This is a genomic window from Actinomadura verrucosospora, assembly GCF_039540335.1.
Taxonomy (GTDB): domain Bacteria; phylum Actinomycetota; class Actinomycetes; order Streptosporangiales; family Streptosporangiaceae; genus Spirillospora; species Spirillospora verrucosospora.
Genome location: NZ_BAABEV010000039.1, coordinates 64270 through 87569, shown reverse-complemented (window position 1 = coordinate 87569; position 23300 = coordinate 64270). Strand labels below are relative to the sequence as shown.

Annotated in this window: 20 protein-coding genes; 14 read left to right on the top strand and 6 right to left on the bottom strand. The window is 73.8% G+C overall.

Features of this window, described 5'->3' with window-relative positions; translation table 11 throughout:
* Positions 1-678 precede the first annotated feature (678 nt).
* From kal to kamD, 3 genes are read right to left on the bottom strand one after another with little or no spacing between them, the layout of a single operon-like run.
* On the bottom strand, positions 679-1074 hold the full coding sequence (gene kal, locus ABD944_RS32155; protein ID WP_345183055.1) for a 3-aminobutyryl-CoA ammonia lyase: 396 nt from the start codon (positions 1072-1074) through the stop codon (positions 679-681).
* Positions 1071-1910, bottom strand: a complete 840-nt coding sequence (gene kamE / locus ABD944_RS32150; RefSeq protein WP_345183054.1) for a lysine 5,6-aminomutase subunit beta — start codon at positions 1908-1910, stop codon at positions 1071-1073. Before kamE ends, kal begins: the two co-directional genes overlap by 4 nt.
* Positions 1907-3529 carry a lysine 5,6-aminomutase subunit alpha gene (gene kamD, locus ABD944_RS32145; RefSeq protein WP_345183053.1) on the bottom strand — a complete coding sequence of 541 codons (1623 nt, stop codon included), beginning with the start codon at positions 3527-3529 and terminating at the stop codon, positions 1907-1909. The genes kamE and kamD overlap by 4 nt, the downstream gene beginning before the upstream one ends.
* A gap of 275 nt (positions 3530-3804) precedes the next feature.
* Between kamD and ABD944_RS32140 the strand changes: the two genes are divergently transcribed.
* Entirely contained in the window at positions 3805-4572 is a 768-nt protein-coding gene (locus tag ABD944_RS32140; protein WP_345183052.1) for a bestrophin-like domain, read from the top strand.
* On the top strand, positions 4572-5231 hold the full coding sequence (locus tag ABD944_RS32135) for a hypothetical protein (RefSeq protein ID WP_345183051.1): 660 nt from the start codon (positions 4572-4574) through the stop codon (positions 5229-5231). Before ABD944_RS32140 ends, ABD944_RS32135 begins: the two co-directional genes overlap by 1 nt.
* A 412-nt stretch (positions 5232-5643) precedes the next feature.
* Here ABD944_RS32135 and ABD944_RS32130 read toward each other — a convergent pair whose 3' ends face one another.
* A complete protein-coding gene (locus tag ABD944_RS32130; protein ID WP_345183050.1) occupies positions 5644-6444 on the bottom strand; it encodes an SAM-dependent methyltransferase in 801 nt (266 codons plus the stop codon).
* A gap of 97 nt (positions 6445-6541) precedes the next feature.
* Here ABD944_RS32130 and ABD944_RS32125 point away from each other — a divergent pair, with 97 nt between their 5' ends.
* The gene (locus ABD944_RS32125; RefSeq protein WP_345183048.1) at positions 6542-8137 is read left to right on the top strand and encodes a PP2C family protein-serine/threonine phosphatase; all 1596 of its coding nucleotides are present in this window, start codon (positions 6542-6544) and stop codon (positions 8135-8137) included.
* A gap of 6 nt (positions 8138-8143) precedes the next feature.
* On the opposite strand, the gene ABD944_RS32120 is transcribed toward ABD944_RS32125, so the two are convergent.
* Both ABD944_RS32120 and kdd read right to left on the bottom strand, forming a co-directional pair.
* Positions 8144-9475 (bottom strand): DUF2252 domain-containing protein, encoded by a 1332-nt coding sequence (locus ABD944_RS32120; protein ID WP_345183047.1) that lies wholly within the window; start codon positions 9473-9475, stop codon positions 8144-8146.
* A 52-nt stretch (positions 9476-9527) separates the two neighbouring features.
* Positions 9528-10580 carry an L-erythro-3,5-diaminohexanoate dehydrogenase gene (kdd, locus tag ABD944_RS32115; RefSeq protein WP_345183046.1) on the bottom strand — a complete coding sequence of 351 codons (1053 nt, stop codon included), beginning with the start codon at positions 10578-10580 and terminating at the stop codon, positions 9528-9530.
* 136 nt (positions 10581-10716) lie between these two features.
* Between kdd and ABD944_RS32110 the strand changes: the two genes are divergently transcribed.
* The 11 genes from ABD944_RS32110 (at position 10717) to ABD944_RS32060 (ending at position 23195) form a co-directional block, all read left to right on the top strand.
* A complete protein-coding gene (locus tag ABD944_RS32110) occupies positions 10717-12096 on the top strand; it encodes a KamA family radical SAM protein (RefSeq protein ID WP_345183044.1) in 1380 nt (459 codons plus the stop codon).
* Positions 12097-12157: 61 nt separating this feature from the next.
* Positions 12158-13336 carry a cytochrome P450 gene (locus tag ABD944_RS32105; protein WP_345183043.1) on the top strand — a complete coding sequence of 393 codons (1179 nt, stop codon included), beginning with the start codon at positions 12158-12160 and terminating at the stop codon, positions 13334-13336.
* 62 nt (positions 13337-13398) lie between these two features.
* A complete protein-coding gene (locus ABD944_RS32100) occupies positions 13399-14466 on the top strand; it encodes a DUF3616 domain-containing protein (RefSeq protein ID WP_345183042.1) in 1068 nt (355 codons plus the stop codon).
* A gap of 84 nt (positions 14467-14550) precedes the next feature.
* Complete coding sequence (locus ABD944_RS32095; protein ID WP_345183041.1) at positions 14551-15780, top strand: acyl-CoA dehydrogenase family protein; 1230 nt, start codon at positions 14551-14553, stop codon at positions 15778-15780.
* A gap of 165 nt (positions 15781-15945) precedes the next feature.
* Positions 15946-16485, top strand: coding sequence for an FHA domain-containing protein (locus ABD944_RS32090; protein WP_345183040.1), 540 nt, complete (start codon positions 15946-15948; stop codon positions 16483-16485).
* An 84-nt stretch (positions 16486-16569) separates the two neighbouring features.
* Positions 16570-17787 (top strand): ROK family transcriptional regulator, encoded by a 1218-nt coding sequence (locus ABD944_RS32085; protein ID WP_345183039.1) that lies wholly within the window; start codon positions 16570-16572, stop codon positions 17785-17787.
* 45 nt (positions 17788-17832) lie between these two features.
* Entirely contained in the window at positions 17833-19158 is a 1326-nt protein-coding gene (locus tag ABD944_RS32080; protein ID WP_345183037.1) for an ABC transporter substrate-binding protein, read from the top strand.
* Positions 19159-19160: 2 nt separating this feature from the next.
* Entirely contained in the window at positions 19161-20138 is a 978-nt protein-coding gene (locus ABD944_RS32075) for a carbohydrate ABC transporter permease (protein ID WP_345183036.1), read from the top strand.
* Positions 20135-20965, top strand: a complete 831-nt coding sequence (locus ABD944_RS32070) for a carbohydrate ABC transporter permease (protein WP_345183035.1) — start codon at positions 20135-20137, stop codon at positions 20963-20965. The genes ABD944_RS32075 and ABD944_RS32070 overlap by 4 nt, the downstream gene beginning before the upstream one ends.
* A complete protein-coding gene (locus ABD944_RS32065) occupies positions 20962-22218 on the top strand; it encodes a 6-phospho-beta-glucosidase (protein ID WP_345183034.1) in 1257 nt (418 codons plus the stop codon). The genes ABD944_RS32070 and ABD944_RS32065 overlap by 4 nt, the downstream gene beginning before the upstream one ends.
* Positions 22218-23195, top strand: coding sequence for an N-acetylglucosamine kinase (locus ABD944_RS32060; protein WP_345183033.1), 978 nt, complete (start codon positions 22218-22220; stop codon positions 23193-23195). The genes ABD944_RS32065 and ABD944_RS32060 overlap by 1 nt, the downstream gene beginning before the upstream one ends.
* Positions 23196-23300: the final 105 nt, after the last annotated feature.

The following is a 23300-nucleotide window of genomic DNA, read 5'->3' as shown; positions in this document are numbered from 1 at the left end:
GGCGCAGGCGGCCGAGCCCCCCGCTCGGCGCCCCGGCGCCGGGCTCGCCGCCCGGGCCGTCGCCCGGCCCCGCCGCCGGCGACCGGTCCGGGAGGGTCTCCTGGGCCACGTCCCACCTCGTTCACTCTGGGTCTCTGCCGGAACGCTACCGGCCCCGGGCGTCCGCGGCGACCATGGGCCCAGGTCGCGGCGGGAAAAGGGCGGCTCACCTGGTGCGGAGCCGAGGCGGGGGACGGGGCCGGTCACAGAGCTGATCGGGGCCGGCACGGGGGCCGGACACGGAGGAGGGCCCGCGACATCCGTCGGGCCGGAGTCGTCCCACAGGCGGTGAGAACGAGGCTCCGTTTTCTACTGGATGTCCGGGCCCTTCCCGGGTCCAACCCCCCGCACGATCGGACGGCTCCGCCCGGACACGGCCGCGGATCACCGCGCTGGCTCGGGCGGGCACGGTGGCGACCACTGGCGTGATCCCCGTCCCCGTCGCGGCGCGGCGCCCGGCGGCCCCTCGGGCGGCCGATCGGTGAGTCCCGTGCTGGACTGCAGCAAAACTACCGGCTTCCGCCACCTTGTCAACCGCCGCATGTTCTGCGGCTACTCCGTGTTAACCCAGCTCAAAACCATGATCAGGGCGTTCGGCGATTTCGCCGAACGCCCTGCACGCGATCACGTGCGCGCCGGTCAGCCTCCCGGGGCCGAGACCACGACGGTCCCGGTCGCGGTGACCGCGACGATCGGCTCGGCCAGCGCCTCGGCCGCCGACTCGCCCTTGTCGGGACGGCCCCGGCATACCACGCGGGCCTCGAAGTCCATCACGCGGCTGCGGGTGCCGGCGCGGGCCAGCACGGCGGTGGTCTCCAGGACGTCCCCGGCCCGGACGGGCGCGCGGAACTGCACGTCGGAGTAGGAGGCGAACAGGCCCTCGTCGCCGTCGGTGCGGACGCACAGCTCCGTGGCGACGTCCCCGAACAGCCCCAGCACGTAGGCGCCGTCGACCAGGTCGCCGGCGTAGTGGGCGTGCGAGTAGGGGATGTAGCGGCGGTGGGTGACGGTCAGTCCCTCACGGGGGTCGCTCACTCTTCCTCCATCGTCGTGGGGCGGTGCTCGCCGGGCAGCAGGGCGTGCACGAGGTAGCTGGCGACCTCGGCGGGCGTCGTGCCCTTGCCGAAGATGCGGTCGACGCCGAGATCGGCCTCGGTGACGGTGTCGAAGCGGGGGCCGCCGACGACCAGGAGGGGCCGCCCCATGCCCCCGGCCACCGCCGTCGGGTACTCGGCGTGGAACGCCGCCGCCATCTGCTTGGTGTTGTGCAGGTGGGCGTTGCGCTGGGTGACGACCTGCGACACCAGGACCGCGTCGGCGTTCTCCGCCTTGGCGCGCTCCACCAGCTCCTCGACCGTGACCTGGGCGCCCATGTTGACGACCTGGATCTCCCGGTAGTACTCCAGGCCCTTCTCCCCCGCGAAGCCCTTCACGTTGAGGATCGCGTCGATCCCGACGGTGTGCGCGTCGGTGCCGATGCAGGCCCCGACGACCACCAGCCGCCGGTTCAGCGCCTCGCGGATCGCCAGGTTCACCTCCTGGGACGACAGCAGCGGGTAGGCGCGCTCCTCCGGGACGGGGATGGAGGCGTAGTCGATGAGGTGCCGCACCTTGCCGTACACGATGAAGAAGGTGAAGTGGGGCCCCATGGGCTTGGCGTGGACGACGCTGGCCGGGTCCAGGCCCATCTTCCCCGCGAGCTGCAGCGCGGCCGCCTCGGCGCGCTTGCCGGCCGGGACGGGAAGGGTGAACGACATCTGCACCATGCCGTCGCCGGTGGTGTCGCCGTAGGGGCGGATCACCTGCCGGGTGTCGGCGGGCTCGGCGGGGGCCTGGGTCCCGGTACCGGTTCCGGGGCTCTCGACCGTCATGCGGGCACCTCCTGGTCGGCGGCGGTGGATCGGGCGGCGTGGGGGTCCTCGGTGTCGAGGATCTCGATGGCGGGGTTGAAGTAGCCGTCGGCGCGCGGGACGACGCCGTCCAGGCCCTTGCCCCCGTCGGCGGGACGGCGGGTGACGCCGAACGTGCCCTCGGCGATCGCGTCGAGCAGCCCGTCGTCGGCGATGCGCTCCAGCAGCTCCACCGACTCCGACAGCACCTGCTTGGCGCGCTGGACGAGCATCCCGTCCGGGCGGGGCATGAAGTCCTCGGAGAGGTTCCCGCAGGCGTCGCGGACGTAGCGGACGTTCTCCAGCGCCAGGTCGCGGTCCGACAGCCAGGGGGTGTGGATGCCCTCGGTCATCATCCCGATCAGGATGATCGACTGCCCGGTCAGCACGCCGGCGAGGTTGAAGAACGCGTCCAGCAGGTAGCCGGCGAAGATGTTGCCGGTCATGTGCTTGGTCGGCGGCATGTACTTCAGCGGCGCGCCCGGGAACAGCTCCCGGACGAGCTGGGCGTGCGCCAGCTCCATCCGGAACGACTCGGGGATCGCCGGGTTGATCTCGAAGGCGTGGCCGAGGCCGAGCTGGTCGTCGGCGAGGCCGGCCTCGTGCCCGAACCGCTCGTTCAGCAGCTGGCTGACGACCACGGTGTGCGCGGCGTCGACGGCGTCGGCGGTGGTGAGGTAGTTGTCCTCGCCGGTGTTGATGACGATGCCGGCGCGGGCGTGGATCTGCCGGGAGAACCGCTGGTCGATGAAGGTGCGGCGCGGGTTGATGTCGCGGAAGATGATGCCGTACATGCAGTCGTTCAGCATCATGTCCAGGCGCTCCAGCCCGGCCAGCGTCGCGATCTCCGGCATGCACAGCCCGGAGGCGTAGTTCGTCAGCCGCACGTACCGGCCGAGCTCGCGGGAGACGTCGTCCAGGGCCGAGCGCATCAGCCGGAAGTTCTCCCGCGTGGCGTAGGTGCCGGCGTAGCCCTCCCGGGTGGCGCCCTCGGGCACGAAGTCCAGCAGCGACTGCCCGGTGGAGCGGATCACCGCGACGACGTCGGCGCCCTCGCGGGCGGCGGCCTGCGCCTGCGGGATGTCCTCGTAGATGTCGCCGGTCGCCACGATCAGGTAGACCAGCGGCCGGGGCGGGTCGGCCCGGTCGGGGGTGGGCAGCTCGGCCAGCAGCCGGTCGCGCTCGGCGCGGCGCCGGTCGATGCGCGCCATGCCGCCGCGGGCCGCCTCGCCCGCGGCCTTGCGGGCGTGCTCGGCGTCGGCGCCCGACGGCAGCCGGAACGACACCCGCCCCCGGGCGGCGGCCCGGGCCAGGTCGTCCAGGGAGCCGTGCGGACCGGCCAGCAGCGCGTCCCAGACCGGCAGGGCGAGCCCGTGCTCCAGGCCGACCTGGTCGCGGACGGCGTCGGCGAGGTGGTTGGCCCAGGGGCGCCCCTCATCGTCGGCGCCGGTCAGGCCGGCCAGCCTCAGCAGAGCCCGCTCGACCGAGACGGTGGTGTGGGAGCGGGCCATGTCGATGATGGGTTCGGCGGCCCGGGCGGCCAGGCGCCGGGCGGTGCGCACCGCCTCCGGGTCGAGGTCCAGCTTTCCCTGCGGCGCCATTGCCGTCTCCCCTCACGCAGCCGCCCCTCTCAGGCCGGTCCTAACAATCATCCTTCATACCGAGTTCTCTACGGGAGATCTTCCGGCACGGACACCGTATTCCACAAGAACTAGCGGCACATCTCCCGCCACCTTCCGCCGGCGACCAGCCCCATCTTCCCCCTCCGAGCGGTCATGTCACCCCCCGGTGACGGTCCGCGACAACCCATCACACAACGACAATGAGTAAAGCTATGCTCACCCCTGGTCACGGACGGACCGATTCCGGGAGGGGCATGATCGTTTATTTCGCGGCCGCGGCCTGCGCCGTCGGCGTGGTCATCACGGCGAGCCGGCTGGTACGACGAGCGCGCGGCACCGTGGACGACGCCGCCCCCGACGGCCCCACCAACTCCCACACCGGCGCGATGCTCTCCGCGCTGTTCCTGCTGGCGTTCGCCATCGCCATCGTCGTGCCGTGGACGACGTCGGACTCCGCCCGCTCCAACACCTACACCGAGAGCCAGGCGATCTCCGAGGCGTACTGGGCCGCCCAGCGCCTCCCCGCGGCCGACGCCCGGCGCGTCCAGGACGGGCTCATCGCCTACGTCGAACTCGTGCGCGGCCCCGAGTGGCGGCTGATGAGGCACGGCCGGCTCAGCCCCCGCGGCTGGACCGACCTCGACCGGCTCCGCCGCGAGGTCATCGCCGTCCAGGCCGGCACCGACGAGGCAAAGGACGCCCGCAGCGCCGTCCTGGACCACCTCGGCGAGATCTCCGCGGCGCGGCGGCAGCGCGCCATGGACGCCCGGACGACGCCCCCCGCCGGCCTGCTCGGCGTCACCCTCGTCACCGGCGCTGTGGTCCTGCTGCTGCCGTTCCTCGCGGGCGCCCGCCCGCGCGGCATGACGCTGGTGCCGCTGTCGCTGATGGCGGCGCTGCTCGCCGCCGGGGCCTACCTCACCGTCGACATCTCCCACGTGTTCAGCGGCGCCCTCGCCGTCGGCCCCGAGGCCTTCACCGGCCTGCACGCCGACCTGCAGCGCATCGCGGGAGGCGGCTGATGCGCCCCCGCCCCGCCGCCGCCCCGGCCCGGGTGCGGCGGGCCCGCACCCTGCCGGTGCGCGCGCTGCCCCTCCGCAGGCCGCCCGGCCGGACGCTGCTGCCGACCCTGGCGCTACCGGCTCTCACACTGCCCGCCGTGATGCTCGGCTTCCCCGCCGCCGCACAGGCCCACCCGACGCCGACGCCCCAGATCAGCCTGTGCATCGACATCGAGATCGGCGGCGGCCCCGCCGACGGCTGCGAGCCCCCGAACACCCCCGAGCCACCGCCCCCGCCCCCGCAGGAGCCGCCCTCCGACACCCCCGAACCCCCAGAACCCCCGCCGCCTTCGCCGACCCCGGAGCCGCCGGCACCACCGTCTCCCTCTCCTCCGGCGCCCGAGCCGCCCGCCCCGGCCCCGCCACCTGCGGCCGCGCCGAAGCCGCCGCCCCCGGCGGCCGGGCCGGGCGCGCCGGTCCCACCTCCGCGGACGCGCCCGGAACCGGCGCCGCCCACGCCGCCCAAGAAGGCCAAGAAGCCCGCACCGGTGCGGGCGCACGCGGCGCCCCGCCCGAAGAAGGTGCCGCAGCAGCGCCGCAACCCGCTGCGCTCCTCGCTCGTGCTGGTCGTCATCGCCGTCGTCATCAGCGCCGGCACCGCCATCGCCTTCGCGCACTGACCCACGCCTCCACCAAGATCCCGCTCGCCCCGGAGTAGCGCCGGAAGCCTTGACAAGCCGCAGTCACGCCAGCGTGCCGCGACAGACCGAAGAGGTTCCCCTCGTCCTTCCGGCAGACAGCAGTACCCGGCCGCACGGCCCACTTCGCGAGGTGCTGGAGGGCGCCGTAAAGCGATGCCGACCAGCGCGCGGCTCCCGATGGCGGTAGGAGGCCGGGATGGAACCCAGCGCGCGACCGGCCCCGAGACCGGCCACCCACCTTCGCCGGGAAGCCGCACAGCCGGGAAGGCGCGAAGACGCACGCGGGCGGGCGGCTGCGGTGGTGCGCGGGCGGGTGCGGGCGGGCGGCTGCGGTGGTGCGCGGGCGGGTGCGGGCGGGCGGGCGCGGTGGTGCGCGGGCAGGCGGGGTTGGTCAGGGGTGGCGGGCTACTCCGCCGAGGACGAGGAAGCGCTCCGGGTCGGTCACGGCCTCGCCCTCGTCCGGGCGCCACAAGGGCACGTACACCAGGCCGGGGTCGAGCAGGTCCCAGCCGTCGAAGAAACGCAGGATCTCCGCGTGGGACCGGGACACCGCCGGCGAGGTGGCCCGGTCGTAGAGCTTGCCGATCGCCGCGGTCTTGGTCGGCTGCGCCTCATCGGTGAGATGCGAGACCACCAGGGCGCTGCCCGGCGCGGCCGCGTCCCGCAGCGCCGCCACGATGCCGGGCGGATCCTCCTCGGGCCTGATCAGGTGCAGCGCCGCGACGAGCAGGAACGCGACCGGCTCGGAGAGGTCGACCAGCTCCTTCAGCTCCGGCGCGGCGAGGATGCGCGCCGGATCGCGCATGTCGGCCTGGACCACCCTGACGCGGTCGTCGCCCGCCAGGAGGGCGCGGCCGTGCGCCACCGCGACGTCGTCGTTGTCGACGTACACCACCCGCGCGTGCGGGGCGACCTCCTGCGCGACCTCGTGCACGTTGCCCTGCGTCGGGATGCCCGAGCCGATGTCGACGAACTGGGCGACGCCCTCCTCGGCGAGCGCGCGCACGGCGCGGCGCAGGAACGCCCGGTTCGCGCGTGCCAGCTCCCGCGCCCGCGGCTCGACCCGCAGCAGCCCCGTCGCGAGATCACGATCAGAGGCGAAATTGTGCGCTCCGCCGAGCAGATAGTCGTACACCCGTGCGACGCTTGGTCTACGGCTGTCGACCTCGGGTGGGATCCACTCGGAGTCCATTCGTCGTCTCCCTATGCCCGAAGTGGGGCCGTCCGCGGGCACCTCAGCGTAACGCGAGCCGCGGCGGGAGGCCCTCCGCACACGGACAGTGAGGACCATGGCCGAAGACCCCGCACGGCCAGGCCAGGCGACCGTCCTGCTCACCCCGGACGGGACGGTCACCGGCTGGAGCGACGGCGCCGCGCGCCTGTTCGGCCGCGCCGCGGCCGCCGCCGCCGGAACCGCGCTCACCGACCTGCTCGGCCGGCCCGGCGCGGCGGAGCCGCTGCTGGTCGCGCTGAAGGCGGCCGCCGCCGGCCGCGCCTGGAGCGGCGTCCTGCCGCTGTCGGACGAGGGCCTGCCGGTGGCCTGCGAGCCGATGACGGGTGCGGGCGGCCGCGTCCAGGTGCTCCTGACGGTGTCCCCGCCCCGCACCGGCGGCCTGGAGCTGCTGGACGAGGCGGCCCGCCGCGCCGGCTCCACCCTCGACCCCCACCGGGCCGCCGGCGAGATCGTCGCCGTCACCGTCCCGCGGTTCGCCGACGCCGGCGCCGTCTACGTGCTGGAACGCCTGCTCGCCGACGACGACCAGCCCGGCGCCGATACCGAGGGGTCGGCGGTCGTGCGGCGCCTGGCCGTCGCGCTCGCCGACGACGACCCGCGGGAGTGGTCCCGCGAGTTCCCCGTCGACGAGGTCATCGTCTATCCGCCGGGCTCGCCCTACGCCCGCTGCCTCGCCGCCGGCGACATGGTCGAGTTCGGCGGCGACGCCGCCCGCGACACCGTGGCCGGCCGCACGGGCCGCCTCCTCGACGGCATCGCCGACCACGTGTCGCTGCTGGCGGTGCCCCTCGCCGCGCGCGGCCGCACCCTCGGGTTCGCGGTGTTCAGCCGCAAGCGCGGCCGGCCGCCCTTCGACCCGGCCGACCGCGCGCTGGCCTCCGAACTCGCCGGCCGCGCCGCCGCCTGCGTCGACAACGCCTGCGCGTACCGGCGCGAGCACCGCACCGCGACCGCGCTGAAGGCGGCGCTGCTGCCCGCCGAGGTCACCGCCCCGCCCGGCCTGCGGATCGCGCACCGCTACCTGCCCGCCCGCAGCGGCGTCGGGGGCGACTGGTACGAGGTGGTGCCGCTGCCCGGCGGCAGGATCGCCGTGGTGATCGGCGACTCGCTCGGGCACGGCGTCACCGCCGCCGCCGCGATGGGCCAGCTGCGGGTCGCCGCGCACACGCTGGTCCGGTGCGGGTTCCCGCCCGGCGAGGTGCTGGCCCGGCTCGACGCCATCGCCCAGGAGCTGGACGCCGCGCAGTTCGCCACGTGCCTGTGCCTGGTCTGCGACCCGGCGACGCTACGGTGCGAGATGGCGAGCGCCGGGCATCCCCCACCGCTGCTGGCCCTGCCGGACGGCACCGTACGGCACTTCGCCGTCGCCCACGGGCTGCCGCTCGGGGTGTCCGACGAGGAGCATCCGGCCGACCACCCGCAGGTGTCGGCGACGATCCCGCCGGGCGCGACCCTCGCCTTCTACACCGACGGCCTGGTGGAGAGCCGGATGCGCACCGTCGACGACGGCGTCGCGCGGCTCGCCTCCGCCCTGGTCGCCTCCCAGGGCGGGACGCTGGAGGAGACCGCCGACGGCGTCGTGGCCCTGCTGTCCGACCAGCGGGGCCACGACGACATCGCGCTGCTCCTGATCCGCCCCGACGGGCCCTGACCCGCCCTACAGGCCGGGGATCTCGTGGTTGCGGAACGCGTCCACGAAGTAGGTGTGGTCCTCCCGGACGATCTCGGCGTACTCGGTGCCGAACGCCACCATCGCCTCCACGAACGCCGACTCGTCCGGGCCGATCACCGCGTCGATGGCGTCCTCGACCTGGAACCCGACCAGGGTGTGGTCGGAGTCGGTGTCGGACACGCAGTGCACCTTGGCGGTGGCGCGGCCCAGGTCGTCCAGCACCGACAGCATGTCCTCGGGCTCGGTCAGGCCGCTCCAGTCCAGGTCCGCCTCGTAGGGCGACAGCTCCTGGACGACGTACCCGACCCCGTCTATCCGGGTGTGGCCGAGCCACGGGTCGCTGTTGGCCTGCAGCGCGCGCCGCGACACGGCGGTGCGGTGCCCGTGGTGCTGGAAGTACTCGCGGATGCGGGGGTCGTCGACGACGCGGCTGGCGGCGGCGACGTTGCCCTGCTTCATCGACAGGATGACGTCGTTCTCCAGCGCCTGGGTGTTGCCCTCGACGAGGATGTTGTAGGCCGACAGCCCGGCCGAGCCGATGCCGAACCCGGACGCCCCGACGATGTCCTTGATCTCATAGGTGAGGCTGCCGAAGCGCTTCTCGTGCGGGATCGTCGTCAGGTACTCGGCGTAGGCGGCCTCGACCGCGGCGCGCTCGGCGTCGTCCAGGCGGCGGACGCCGGGGCGGTCGCGGAACCGGCGCTCGGCCCCGGACACGACGGTCATGCCCTCCAGCAGCCCGGTCCGGGTGCCGCCCATCGCGGCGACCAGCACGTCGCGGACGTAGCCGTCGGTGGTGTCGAGCGTCAGCGCGAACTTCTCGTCGCCCTCGTGCGCGGCGAACTTGCGGACCTGGTCGACGTAGGCGCGCACGTAGGTCTCGATGAGCCGGCGGATGTCGGCGTCGGAGATCGCCTTCTGCCACGCCAGCAGCGCCAGGCTGGCCACCAGCCGCTTGACGTCCCAGGTGAAGTGGCCGACGTAGGCCTCGTCGTAGTCGTTGACGTCGAAGACGAAGACGCCGTCGTCGTTCATGTAGGTGCCGAAGTTCTGCGCGTGCAGGTCGCCCTGGATCCACACGCGGGACGTGCGCTCGTCGGCCCACGGGTCGTCGTCGTGGACGATGTCGGCGTAGAACAGGCAGGCGCTGCCCCGGTAGAACGCGAACGGGTCGGACGCCATCTTGCGGAAGCGGCGGCGGAACTCGGCGGGGCTGCGCTCCATCAGGTCCGAGAACGCGTCGACCAGGACGTCGACGATCTGCGCCTGGCGCTCCTTGGGGTCCCGTCCGCGCAGTTCCTCGGTGATGCTCGCCATGCTCTCTCCCTCGATGATCGGACGGTCCCCGCCACGGCCGGGATGTTTCCGGTCATTCTGCCGAATCCGCACCGGTCCGGGAGGTGAACAGCGCACGCACGGCGGGTTCGGACCGCACGAGTTCCAGGGCGGTCTCGGCGTGCCCGGGGACGTAGCCGTTCCCGATGAGCATCGTGACGTCGGCGGCCAGCCCCTCCGCGCCGAGCGCGGCGGCCGGGAACGAGGTCGCCATCGAGAAGAACACGACGGTGCCGCCGGGCGCGGTGGCGAGGATCGCGCCGTGCTCGCAGCCCGGCACGTCCACGCACACGATGGTGACGTCGGCCGGCTCGCCGACGGCCGCCGCGACCGCCACCGGGTCGCGGGCGTCGGCGCGCACGACGGCGTCGGCCAGGCCCGAGGCCGCCAGCCGCTCCTCCTCCTCGGCGGTGGGCACCAGCCCGATCACCCGGGACGCGCCGGCGCGCCGGGCGGCGGCCAGCGACAGGCACCCGCTCTTGCCGGCCGCGCCCAGCACCAGCACCACGGGGCCGTCCTCGCGCGCCGCCACGACGCGGCGGGTGAGGGCCGGCGCGCCGCACACGTCCATGACGGCGAGGGCCAGCGGCACCGGCAGGTCGTCGGGCAGGACGGCGGCGATGGAGCGCGCGAACAGGATCGCGTGGCCCCGCGCCGGCACCTGCTCGGACCGCCCGTCCCACTCCGCGAGCCCGTCGGTGACCGCCAGCGGAGTGAGGGTCAGGGACACCAGGGTGGCGACGCGGTCGCCGGGCTTCAGCCCGAGCGGCGAGTCCGACCCGGCCTCCTCGACCACGCCGACGAGCATGCCGCCCGACCCGGTCACCGGGTTGTGCATCTTGCCGCGCTCCCCGATGATCCGCAGCACCTCGGCCCGGATCGCGTCCGGGTCGCCGCGGAGCGCGGTGTGCAGCTGGCGGTAGGACGCGGCGTCCAGATTGAGGCGCTCGACGCCGATCCGCACCTCGTCCGGCCGGATCCGCGGGTCGGGATCCAGCCGGAGCGCGGCCTGCGGCAGGACGCCCGCGGGCTCCAGCACCCGGTGCAGCCCGACCGCGGTCCCCGTCCCGCCTCCGGTCATCGCCATGCCGCCTTTCTCCCAACATCGGGTGGTGTTACGCAAGATATGCAGGGCACCCCTGGTTTCATCGAAAGTCTTCCCGTAACGTCGGCGGCACACAAGACTTTTATGCGATCAATGTGAGGCGAGGAGGCGGTCGACGATGACCACTGCCCTGCACCCGGACGCCCTCCAGTCCGAGGAGGCCGCGCGCCAGCCCTACGCCTACCGGCGCCGGCCGCTGGCAGAGCCCGACTGGCGGCGCCTGCCCGGATGGCGGGACGTCACGGAGGCCGAGTGGGAGTCGGCGCAGTGGCAGCGCGCCCACTGCGTCAAGAACGTGCGGCAGTTGCGCCGGGTCATGGGCGACCTGCTCGACGAGCGCTTCTACGCCGACCTGGAACGCGACCAGGCCGAGCGCGCCACCATGTCGATGCTGCTGCCGCCGCAGATGCTGAACACGATGGACGCCTCCTCCACCGAGGCCTTCTACGCCGATCCCGTGCGCCGCTACATGCTCCCGGTGTTCAGCGACCGGCGCACCGACTGGCCGTCCCACCCGCACGCCTCCCGCGACTCGCTGCACGAGGCCGAGATGTGGGCCGTCGAGGGCCTCACCCACCGCTACCCCACCAAGGTCCTGGCCGAACTCCTGCCGACCTGCCCGCAGTACTGCGGCCACTGCACCCGCATGGACCTGGTCGGCAACTCGACTCCGAACGTCGACAAGCACAAGTTCACCATCAAGCCGCCGGACCGGCTCGGCGCCATGCTGGACTACCTGCGCCGCTCCCCCGGCGTCCGCGACGTGGTCGTCTCGGGCGGCGACGTCGCCAACATGCCGTGGGCGCGCCTGGAGTCGTTCGTCGACTCGCTGCTGGACATCGACAACATCCGCGACATCCGGCTGGCCAGCAAGGCGCTCATGGGGCTGCCGCAGCACTGGCTGCAGGACGACGTCCGCGCCGGGATGGAGCGCCTGGCGACCAAGGCGAACGCGCGCGGCGTGCAGATCGCGATCCACACCCACGTCAACGCCGCCCAGTCGGTGACGCCGCTGGTCGCCAAGGCGGCCCGCGCGATGCTCGACACCGGCATCCGCGACGTCCGCAACCAGGGCGTGCTGCTGCGCGGCGTGAACGACACGCCCGAGGCGCTGCTCGACCTGTCGTTCGCGCTGCTCGACGAGGCCGGGATCCTGCCGTACTACCTGTACATGTGCGACATGATCCCGAGCAGCGAGCACTGGCGGCTCGCGGTCTGGGAGGCGCAGGAGCTGCAGCACGCGATCATGGGCTACCTGCCCGGCTTCGCCACCCCGCGGATCGTCTGCGACGTCCCCTACGTCGGCAAGCGCTGGGTGCACCAGCTCGCCGACTACGACCGCGAGCGCGGCATCTCCTACTGGACCAAGAACTACCGCACCGGCCTGGAGCTGGCCGACCCGGACGCTCTGACCAGGCGCTACGAGTACCACGACCCGATCTACACGCTGCCGGAGGAGGGTCAGGAGTGGTGGCGGCAGCGGTCGGGGACGGTCTGAGCCGTCACGGCCGACGCCTTTACGTTGTAGATCCGAAACATGGCGGATTAGGCTGGGACGGGTGACCCTCGACCTGACCTCCCGTTTCCCGCTCGGCGCGTCGGTGACGGCCGCCGCCCTGGAGGACGACCCCCACCCGCACCTGGCCCGGCTCCGCGAGCGCGAACCCGTCTCCTGGCTGCCCGCGCTGGGCGGCTGGCTGGTGACCGCCCGCGGCCCGGCGCTGGCGGTCATGCGCGACGCGGCCTCCTACACCGTGGACGACCCGCGCTTCTCCACCGCCCAGGTCGTCGGGCCGAGCATGCTGTCGCTGGACGGCCCCGCCCACACCCGGCACCGCGACCCGTTCGCCCGGCCGTTCCGGCCGGCCCGGACGCGGGAGCGGTTCACCGCGTTCGTCGAGGCCGAGACCGGCCGGCTGGTCGGCGCCCTGGCGCCGGCCGGCCGGGCCGAGCTGCGCGGCGAGCTGGCCGGGCCGCTCGCCGTCGCGGTCGTCACCGAGGCCCTCGGCCTGCACGGGGTCGACGCCGCGACCGTCCGCTCCTGGTACGGGGCGTTCGTGGAGGCCGTGTCCGCCATCACCGCCGGCGGCGCGGCGCCCGCACGCGCCGACGAGGCGTACCGGCTGCTGCGCGCGGCCGTCGAGGAGGCGATCGCCGCGGCCCGCCCCGGGTCCCTCCTGGCCGAGGCCGCCGGGGCCGACCTGGACGCCGCCGAGGTCGTCGCCAACGCCGCGATCCTCATGTTCGGCGGCATCGACACCACCGAGGGCATGATCGTCAACGCCGCGCTGCACCTGCTCGGCCACCCGGACCAGCTCCGGCTCGTCCTGGACGACCCGGAACTGCTTCCCGCCGCGATCGAGGAGTCGCTGCGGCTGGAGCCCTCGGCCTCGGTCGTCGACCGGTACGCCGTCCGCGACGCCGAGCTCGGCGGAGCGGCGGTCCGGGCGGGCGACCTCGTGCGGGTGTCGATCGCCGGCGCCAACCGCGACCCCTCGGTGTTCCCCGACCCCGACCGCTTCGACGTGCGGCGCGGCAACGCCGCCGAGCACCTGGCGTTCGCGCACGGACCCCACTTCTGCTTCGGCGCCCACCTGGCCCGGATGGAGGCCCGCACCGCGCTCGCCGCGCTGCTGGGCCGCCTGCCCGGCCTGCGCCTCGATCCCGCCCGCCCCGCCCGGCCGCACGGGCTGGTGTTCCGCAAGCCCGCGCGGCTGGACGTCCTCTGGGACGTCTGAGGACCGGTTGTGGACCGTTCCCGGCGTCGCTCCGCGCCGCGCCGCTGTGGGAGCATTCCCCCATGATCGTGGAACGCCGCGTCGAGCTGCGCTTTTGCCAGGAGAGCCGGGACGCGCAGACGCACGTCAACCTGTCCGCCGTGCGCCAGGACGGCCGCTGCCTGTGGGTGGCGGGCGACGAGACGGCCACCATCGAGCGGCTCACCGCCGTCACCGGCGAGGACGGGCGCGTCACCGGCTACGACGGGCAGGCCACCATCGCGCTCGCCGACCTCGTCCCGCTGCCGGCCGGCGCCGACGAGGAGGCCGACATCGAGGGCCTCGCCCGCGCCGACGGGTGGCTGTGGGCGATCGGCTCGCACAGCCTCAAGCGCAAGAAGATCAAGCCGGGGAACGGCGACGCCAAGGCCCGCAAGCGCCTCGCCACCGTCGTCCGGGAGGACAACCGCTTCATCCTCGCCCGCATCCCCCTGGTCACCGGCGACGACGGGCTCCCCCGCGCCGTCGCCGAGGACGGCGGGCGGACCGCGGCCGTCCTCGGCCTGGACAAGGACTCCATCGCCGACCTGCTGGCCGGCGACCCGCACCTCGCGCCGTTCCTCGCCATCCCGAGCAAGGACAACGGCCTGGACATCGAGGGCGTCGCCGTGCACGGCGACCGCCTCTACATCGGGCTGCGCGGGCCCGTGCTGCGCGGCTGGGCGGTGCTGGTGGAGATCCGCCCGGACTCCCACCCGCGCGACCCGCGGCGCCTGCGGGCGCTGCCGATCGGCGACGACGGCGAGCCCTACCGCACCCACTTCCTGGACCTCGGCGGCCTCGGCGTCCGCGACCTGTGCCCGCACGGCGACGACCTGCTCGTCCTCACCGGGCCGAGCATGGACCTGGACGGCCCCGTGCGGCTCGTGCGGTGGCCGGGGGCGGCCCGCGCCGACGCCGGGTCGATCGTCGCGGCCGACGAGCTGGAGGTGCTGGGGGAGCTGCCCCACGGCGACGGCGACGACCACGCCGAGGGCATCGCCGTGCTGGACGAGCCGGGCACCCGCCTGCTGGTCGTCTACGACAGCCCCGCCCCGGACCGGCTCACGGCGGACGGCGGCGTCCTCGCCGACGTCGTCGAACTCGGCTAGCGGGCCCCGAATAAGCGCTCGCTTTCAGACTCTGCTTGGATGGGCCCCGGTACCCGGCGGGAGTCGAGAGGGCGGGAACAGAGCATGATCGAATGGTCCGAGGAAGACCTGATGATCCGGGACGCGGTGCGCGGCTGGATCGACGCGGAGGTCCGCCCGAACCTGGACGCGCTGGAGTCGGGCGAGCTGCCGCCCTACGACCTTCTCCGCAACCTCTACAAGACGTTCGGCATGGACGAGATGGCCCGCTCGTCCTTCCACGCCCGGCTGGCCAGGGAGCGCGAGGGCGGGCAGGACGGGGGCTCCGCCTCCGCCGGGGACTCCGGCGACGACCGGCCCGGCGGCGGCAACGCGGCGATGTCGATGCTGCCGGTCATCGAGCTGTGCAGGGTCGCGCCCGGCCTGGTCTCGGCGATGGGCGTCGGGCTCGGCCTCGCCGCCGGGACGATCATGAAGCGCGGCACCCCCGAGCAGAAGGAGCGCTGGGCGCTCCCGCTGCTCACCATGGACAAGGTCGGCGCCTGGGCGATCACCGAGCCGAACTCCGGGTCGGACGCGTTCGGCGGGATGCAGGCCACCGCGCGCAAGGACGGCGACGAGTACGTCATCAACGGAAGCAAGACCTTCATCACCAACGGCCCCTACGCCGACACGATCGTCTTCTACTGCAAGCTCGACGACGGGGACGCCCCGCGGGACAGGGAGATCCTCACCTTCGTCCTCGACCGGGGCATGCCCGGCCTGGAGCAGAGCAGGCCGCTGCGCAAGATGGGGCTGCACTCCTCCCCCACCGGCGAGCTGTTCCTCAACGACGTCCGCGCGGGCGCCGACCGGCTCCTGGCCTCCGGCGCGCAGGGCGGCAAGGAGTCGGCCCGCCAGAACTTCGTCACCGAGCGCGCCGGAGTCGCCGCGATGGCGCTCGGCGTCATCGAGGAGTGCCTGAAGCTGTCGGTCGAGTACGCCAAGACCCGCGAGCTGTGGGGGCAGCGCATCGGCGACTTCCAGCTCATCCAGCTCAAGCTGGCGAAGATGGAGGTCGCGCGCCTCAACGTGCAGAACCTGGTGTTCCGCCACATCGAGATGCAGCGCGCCGGGCGCTCCCCGACCCTGGCCGAGGCGTCGGCGATGAAGCTCTACGCCGCGCAGGCGGCCAGCGAGGTCGCGCAGGAGGCCGTGCAGCTGTTCGGCGGCAACGGCTACATGAGCGAGTACCGCGTCGAGCAGCTCGCCCGCGACGCCAAGTCCTTCCAGATCTACGCCGGCACCGACGAGATCCAGGTCACCCACATCGCCCGCGACCTGCTGTCGCGCTGACCGCCCCGTCCGAGAAGGCGCCGCGTCCGCTCGACGCCGCCCCGCCCGCGAACTTCCGGGGACCGGGCGGCGTCGAAAAGGTGGAGGGCGGGTGAGGGCGATCGCCCGCCCTCGGCCGACGGGCCTTTCTGGACAGCCGACGACGGGGACTGGATACTCACAGCTATGGACGGTCAGCCCTCATTCCCGGTGAGAGCGTCCGACACGGAGCGGGACCGGGTGCTGCGCGTCCTCAGCGAGCGCGTGGCCGAGGGCCGGATGTCGAACGAGACGTTCGAGCGCCGTGTCGACCAGGTGCTGCAGGCGCGCAACCAGGCCGAGCTGGCCGACATCGTGCACGACCTGCCGAACTCCAGCCGCGTCGTGAACCGGCTGACCGGCCTCATCTCCTCGGTCTCGCAGGCGACCGCGCGGATCGAGGCGGCCTGGCGGGCCCCGCGGCTGCCCAAGTTCATGCTCCCGCCGCGCGAGCTCGGCCGCATCGTCGTCGGCCGCGCCCCCGCGTGCCAGTTCATCCTCACCGACCTCACCGTCTCCCGGTTCCACGCCGAGATCTACCGCGCCGACGAGGGCTGGATGATCTCCGATCTGGGGTCGATGAACGGCACCCGCGTGAACGGGTACCGGCTGACCGGCCCCGCCCGCGTCCGGCCAGGCGACGAGGTCGGCTTCGGCAACTCCGCCTTCCTCGTCACCGCCCCCTGATCCGTCCCGGGTCTTGACGGAACCGTAAAGAGTCCTTACTTTCACCTCCAAGTTAGGAAACCTTCTTAACTCGGAGGAGCCGCCGTGTCCGTGCCCGTCCCCGGAACGCCCAGCCTGCTGCGGGCGATCAACGACCGCGCCGCGCTGGAGGCGCTGCTCGCCCGGGGGCCGCTGACCCGGCCGCAGATCTCCGACCTCACCGGCCTGTCCAAGCCCACCGCCTCCCAGCTGCTCGCGCGGCTGGAGCAGGCCGGGCTCGTCGTCCGCGACGGCGTCCGCGAGGGCCTGCCCGGCCGCACCGCCGGGCTGTACCGCATCAACGGCGCCGCCGCCCACGTCGCCGGCGCCGACGTCACCCCCGCGCGGATCCGCGTCAGCGTCGCCGACCTCGCCGGGACGGTCGTCGGCGAGCACACGCTGCCCACCCCCGGCCGCACCGGCGTGGACGTCGTCGCCCGGATGGCCGCCGCGCTCGACGGCGCCGCCGCCGCGGCCGGCCTCACCCGGGACCGCCTCGACCGGGCCGTCGTCGGCATCCAGGGCGCCGTCGACCCCGCCACCGGCCGCCTCGGGTACGCCTCGCACATCCCGGGCTGGCACATCCCCGACCTCGTGGACACCCTGAGCGGCGGGCTCGGCGTGCGCGTCGCGATCGAGAACGACGTCAACCTCGCCGCGCTCGCCGAGCGGGCCAGCGGGCACGCCGAGGGCGCGTCGGACTTCGTCCTGCTGTGGGTCGCCGACGGCGTCGGCATGGCCGTCGTGCTGAACGGGACCCTGCACCGGGGCGCGACCGGCGGCGCCGGAGAGATCGGCTACATGCCCGCCGTCGGCGCCCCGCTCATGCGGGACGTGCGGCGCACCCACACCGGCGGGGTGCACAGCCTCACCGGCGGGGCGGCCGTGCTGAGGCTGATGCGCGAGCACGGCTTCCGCGGACGGGACGCCGCCACCGCGCTCAGCCGCGCCGCCGCCGACGTGCAGACCGCGGGCCGGCGCACGGCCACGGACGCGGGCGCCCGCGCGGAGCGCGCCCTCACCGAACTCGCCACCAGGCTCGGCGCCACGCTCGCCACGGTCGTGGCCGTCATCGACCCCGCGCTCGTCGTCCTCACCGGCGACGTCCTGCGCGCCGGCGGCGAGCCGCTGCGCGCACGCGTCCAACAGCACCTGCACAGCCTCACGATCCCGCGCCCCGAGGTGCGGCTCAGCACCGTGGAGGGCAACCCCGTCCTGGCCGGGGCCCTCCAGCAGGCGCTCCGGGAGACCCGCGACGAGGTCTTCACCACCACCGTCCCCTGACCCGTCCTCACCCCGCCGTTCCCCACCCCCCGAAGGAGAACCGGAGTGCCCACCACCACAACGCGCCCGCTCGCGGCGGTCGCCGCCGCCACCGGGCTCGTCCTCGCGGCCGCGTGCACCGCCGGCGGCGACCAGTCCGGCAAGGGCCCGGCGTCCGGCGAGAAGCAGACCATCGAGGTCTGGCACGGCTGGAGCGCCCCGCACGAGGTGAAGGCCTTCCAGGACGCCGTCGCCGGCTTCAACCAGACCCACCCCAACATCACCGTCAAGCTCGTCAACGGCCAGACCGACGACCGCATCACCAACGCCATCCGCGGCGGGAACCCGCCGGACGTGGTGTCGTCGTTCACCACCGACAGCGTCGGGCAGTGGTGCAAGAGCGGCGCCTGGCAGAACCTCTCGCCCTACATCGCCAAGTCCGGGCTCGACCTGAACCAGTTCCCGAAGGCGGTGCGGAACTACACCGAGTACAAGGGCGTCCGCTGCGCGATGCCGCTGCTGGCCGACGCCTACGGCCTCTACTACAACAAGAGGCTGATGAAGGGCGAGCAGCCGCCGAAGACGATGGGCGAGCTGACCGCGCTCGCCAAGAAGCTCACGGTCCGCTCCCCCGACGGGACCATCAAGGTCGCCGGGTTCATGCCGTCCGTCCAGTACTACGAGCACCAGGTCCAGCACCTGGCCCCGCAGTTCGGCGTCAGGTGGCTGACCGGCGACGGCAGGGCCAACTTCTCCGGCGACCCCGCCTTCCAGGCCTACCTGAAGTGGAACAAGAGCCTCATCGACTGGTACGGCTACGCCAACGTCAAGAAGTTCCTGCGCTCGATGGGCCAGGAGTTCGAGTCGTCCAACCCCTTCGAGAAGGAGCGGACGGCGATGGCCGTGGACGGCGAATGGCGCACCAAGTTCATCCAGAAGGAGGCGCCCGGGCTCGACTACGGCACGGCGCCCGTCCCCGTCTCCGACGACCGCGCGAGCGCCTACGGCGGCGGGTTCGTCACCGGCACCGTCATCGGGATCCCGCGCGGCGCCAGGCACGCCCCCGCGGCCTGGGAGTTCGTCCGGTACCTCACCACGGACACCGGCGCGCTGGTCACCTTCGCCAACGCGCTCGGCAACGTGCCCTCCACGATCCCGGCGCTGTCGTCGCCGAAGCTGACGCTGCCGCCGCAGTTCCGCACGTTCCTCGACGTCTTCAGGAACCCCAACAGCTCCACCACGCCGCCGACACCGAACGGCAACGACTACGTCGTCCGGTTCGAGAAGTTCACCCAGGAGGAGTGGGAGCCCGGCAAGGTGAGCGACCTCGGCCAGGCGCTGAAGAGGCTCGACGGCGAGGTCGACGACTCCCTCAAGCTCGCCGGAGGCTGACCGTGGCATCCGGCTCAGCGCGCCTCCCGCTGCCCGGGGCGCGGCGCGGGACGGCGGCGGCGCGGGCGCGACGGCGCCGGCGGCTCCGGGTCGCGGCGTTCCTGTCCCCCTGGCTCGCCGGGTTCGGCCTGTTCTTCGTCTACCCCCTCGCCGCCACCGTCTACTTCTCCTTCACCCGGTACAACCTGTTCACGCTGGAGTACGTGGGCCTCGACAACTACGCCTACCTGCTGCACGACCGCGACGCCTGGACGGCGATGCGCAACACGCTGTGGCTGGTCGCCGTGCTCGTCCCGCTGCGGGTGCTGTTCGGCCTCGGCGTCGCCCAGCTGCTCACCAGGGTCAGGCGGGGCGCCGGCCTGCTGCGCTCGGTCCTCTACCTGCCGTACCTGGTCCCGCCCGTCTCGGCCACGGTCGCGTTCGTGTTCCTGCTGAACCCCGGCACCGGCCCCCTTCCGGCCCTCGCCGCGCGGCTCGGGATCCCCCTGCCCGACTTCTTCAACGACGCCGCCTGGGCCAAGCCCGGCCTGACCCTGCTCGGCCTGTGGGCGGTCGGCGACGTCATGATCATCATGCTGGCGGCGCTGCTGAACGTGCCCGCTTCGCTGTACGAGGCGGCAGCGATCGACGGCGCCGGCGCCTGGGCCCGGTTCCGGCACATCACGCTGCCGACCGTGTCCCCCGTCCTGGCGTTCTCCGCCGTCACCGGCGTCATCGAGACGCTGCAGTACTTCACGCAGCCGATGGTGGCGGGCAAGGTGGCCTCCGGGCGCGCCGACCTGCCCGGGGTCCAGTACTCCCCCGGCTACCCCGACGGTTCCACGCTGACGTTCCCGCAGTGGTTGTACGACCAGGGGTTCCGCCAGTTCAACATGGGCTACGCGTGCGTGCTGGCGCTCGTCATGTTCGCCACCGCGATGGCGTTCACCGTGTTCCTGCTCCGCCGGTTCCGCGCGTTCGCCGGAGAGGAGGCGCGATGATCCCCGGAGGGCGCGCCCGCCGGGCGCTGCTGTGGCTCGCCGTGCACGCCACCGCCGTCGCGGTCGGCGTGATGTTCCTGGCGCCCCTGGCGTTCATGCTGCTGACCGCCGTGATGACCGACCGGCAGGCGCTCAGCGGCGAGCTGTGGCCGCGCGGCTGGCACCTCGCCAACTTCGCCGAGGTGTTCAGCGGCGACATGGTCCGCTGGACCGTCAACAGCACCGTGTACGCCGGCCTGTCCACGGTGTTCATGCTGGTCTCCAGCGTGCCGGTGGCGTACGCGCTGGCCCGCTTCCGGTTCCGCGGACGGGGCCCGGCGCTCGTCGTGGTGATCTCGGCGATGATGCTGCCGCCGCAGGTCACCATGGTGCCGCTCTACATCGTGTGGGCCCGGTTCGGGCTGACCGGCACGCTGTGGCCGCTGATCATCCCGCAGCTGTTCGGGGACGCGTTCTCCATCTTCCTGCTGCGCCAGTTCCTGGTGACGATCCCCCGCGAGTACGCCGACGCCGCCCGCGTGGACGGCTGCGGCGAGCTGCGCACGATGCTGCGGGTCGTCCTGCCGATGGCGAGGCCCGCCCTGGCCGCGGTGGCGCTGTTCCAGTTCTTCTACTGCTGGAACGACTACTTCCGGCCGCTGGTGTACGCCGACCCCGACCACTGGACGCTGGCCATCGGCGTCGCCACGTTCCGCGCCGCCCACCATGTCGAGTGGAACCTCACCATGGCCGCGACGCTGCTGACCATCCTGCCGGTGCTGGTCGTGTTCTTCCTCGCCCAGCGCGTGTTCATCCAGGGCGTGACCTTGACGGGAGTGAAGGGTTGAAGCTGACGGTCATCGGGGGCGGGTCCACCTACACCCCGGAACTGGTCGACGGGCTCGCGCGGGCGCACGCGGCGCTGCCGGTGTCGGAGCTGGTGCTCGCCGACCCCGACGCCCGGCGGCTGGAGCTCGTCGGCGGGCTCTCCGCGCGGATGCTCGCCCGCGCGGGCCACCCCGCCCGCGTCGTCACCACCGGCGACCTGGACGCGGCGGTCGCGGACGCGACGATCGTCGTGATCCAGCTGCGCGTCGGCGGGCAGGCCGCCCGGCACGTCGACGAGACGCTGCCGCTGGCCCGCGGCTGCGTCGGGCAGGAGACGACCGGCGCCGGCGGCCTCGCCAAGGCGCTGCGCACCGTCCCGGTCGTGCTGGACATCGCCGGGCGCGTCGCCGCCCGCGCCCCGCACGCCTGGATCATCGACTTCACCAACCCGGTCGGCATCGTCACCCGGGCCCTGCTGGACGCGGGGCACCGCGCGGTCGGCCTGTGCAACGTCGCGATCGGGTTCCAGCGGCGTGCGGCGGCGCTGCTGGGCGTCCCGCCCGAACGGGTCGGTCTCGGCCACGCCGGGCTCAACCACCTCACCTGGGTGCGGTCGGTCCTGCTGGACGGGCACGACGTCCTGCCGGACCTGCTCGACCGGCATCCCGGCGAGCTCGCCGCCGTCTCCGGCCTGCCCGCCCCGTTCCTGCGGACGCTCGGCGCCGTCCCGTCGTACTACCTGCGCTACTTCTACGAGCACGACCGCGTCGTCGAGGAGCAGCGGGCCGCGCCGTCGCGGGCCGAGGAGGTCGCCGCGCTCGAACGCGACCTGCTGGAGGCCTACGCCGACCCCGCGCTGGACACCAAGCCCGCCCGGCTCGCCGAGCGCGGTGGCGCGTTCTACTCCGAGGCGGCCGTGCAGCTGGCCGCGTCGCTGGTCGGCGGCCGCGGCGACGTGCAGGTCGTCAACGTGCGCAACCACCGCACGCTGCCGTTCCTGGACGACCGCGCGGTCATCGAGGTCCCGGCGCGGATCACCGGGTCCGGGGCGGTGCCGCTGCCCGTCCCCGCCATGGAGCCGCTGCTCGCCGGGCTGGTCGCGCACGTGTCGGCGTACGAGGAGCTGGCCCTGGACGCGGCGCTGCGCGGCGGGGTGGACCGGGTCGCCGCCGCGCTGCTCGCGCATCCGCTCGTGGGGCAGGCGGACGCGGCCGAGCGCCTCGCCCGCGACCTGGTCGCCGCCAACCGCGCCCACCTGCCCTGGGCCGCCTGATGGCCGCGGGCGTCCTCGTCGCCGTCGACGGCGGCAACAGCAAGACCGACGCGGCCGTCGCCACCACCGCCGGCGAGCTGCTGGCCACCGTGCGCGGCGACGGGTTCCGCCCGCAGGCCGACGGGCTCGACGCCGCGCTCGACACGCTGACGGCGGACATCGGCAGGGCGCTGCGGGACGCCGGGGTCCGGCCCGGCGGCGTCGTCCACCTGGCCGCCTACATGGCCAACGTCGACCTGCCGGGCGAGGAGGAGCGGCTGGAGAAGCTCCTGCTGTCCCGGGGCGCCGCGCCGAGCGTGACGGTCGGCAACGACACGTTCGCGCTGCTGCGCAGCGCCGTCACCGAGGGCTGGGGCGTCGCGGTGGTCTGCGGCGCCGGCATCAACTGCGCGGGCGTCGCCCCCGACGGGCGCACCGCGCGGTTCCCGTCCCTCGGCGCCCACACCGGCGACTGGGGCGGCGGCGGCGAGCTCGGCCGCTCGGCTCTGTGGCACGCCATCCGCGGCGAGGACGGCCGGGGACCGGAGACGGCGCTGACCGCCGCGGTCGCCGCCCACTTCGGTCTGGCCCGCGCCATCGACGTGGGCCTCGCCCTCCACCTCGGCGAGATCGAGCAGGGGCGGCTCACCTCCCTGGCGCCCGTCCTGCTCGACATCGCCGAGGCCGGCGACCCGGTGGCCCGCGGCGTGGTGCTCCGGCTGGCGGAGGAGGTGGCGATCCTCGGCTCGGTCACGCTGCGCCGCCTGGACCTGCTGGACGCCCCCGCCGACGTCGTCCTCGGCGGCGGGGTCCTGGCGGCCCGCCGGCCGCTGCTGATGGAGGCGGTCGCGGACCGCTACGCCGACCTCGCTCCCCGCGCCCGCCTGCTGGTCCCCGAGGACCCCCCGCTGCTCGGCGCCGCGCTCCTCGCTCTCGACCACGTCGCCGCCCCGCCGTCCGCCCACGCGGCCCTGCGCACCGCGTTCCGCCGCCGCTGACCCGCGGTCGGGCCGTCGTCGCCGGGATGCCTACCATGGCGATGGACGGGTGGTCCGAAGGCCTGGATCCGCTGAACGGCCCCCGCCCTTGACGTTGTAAGGTTC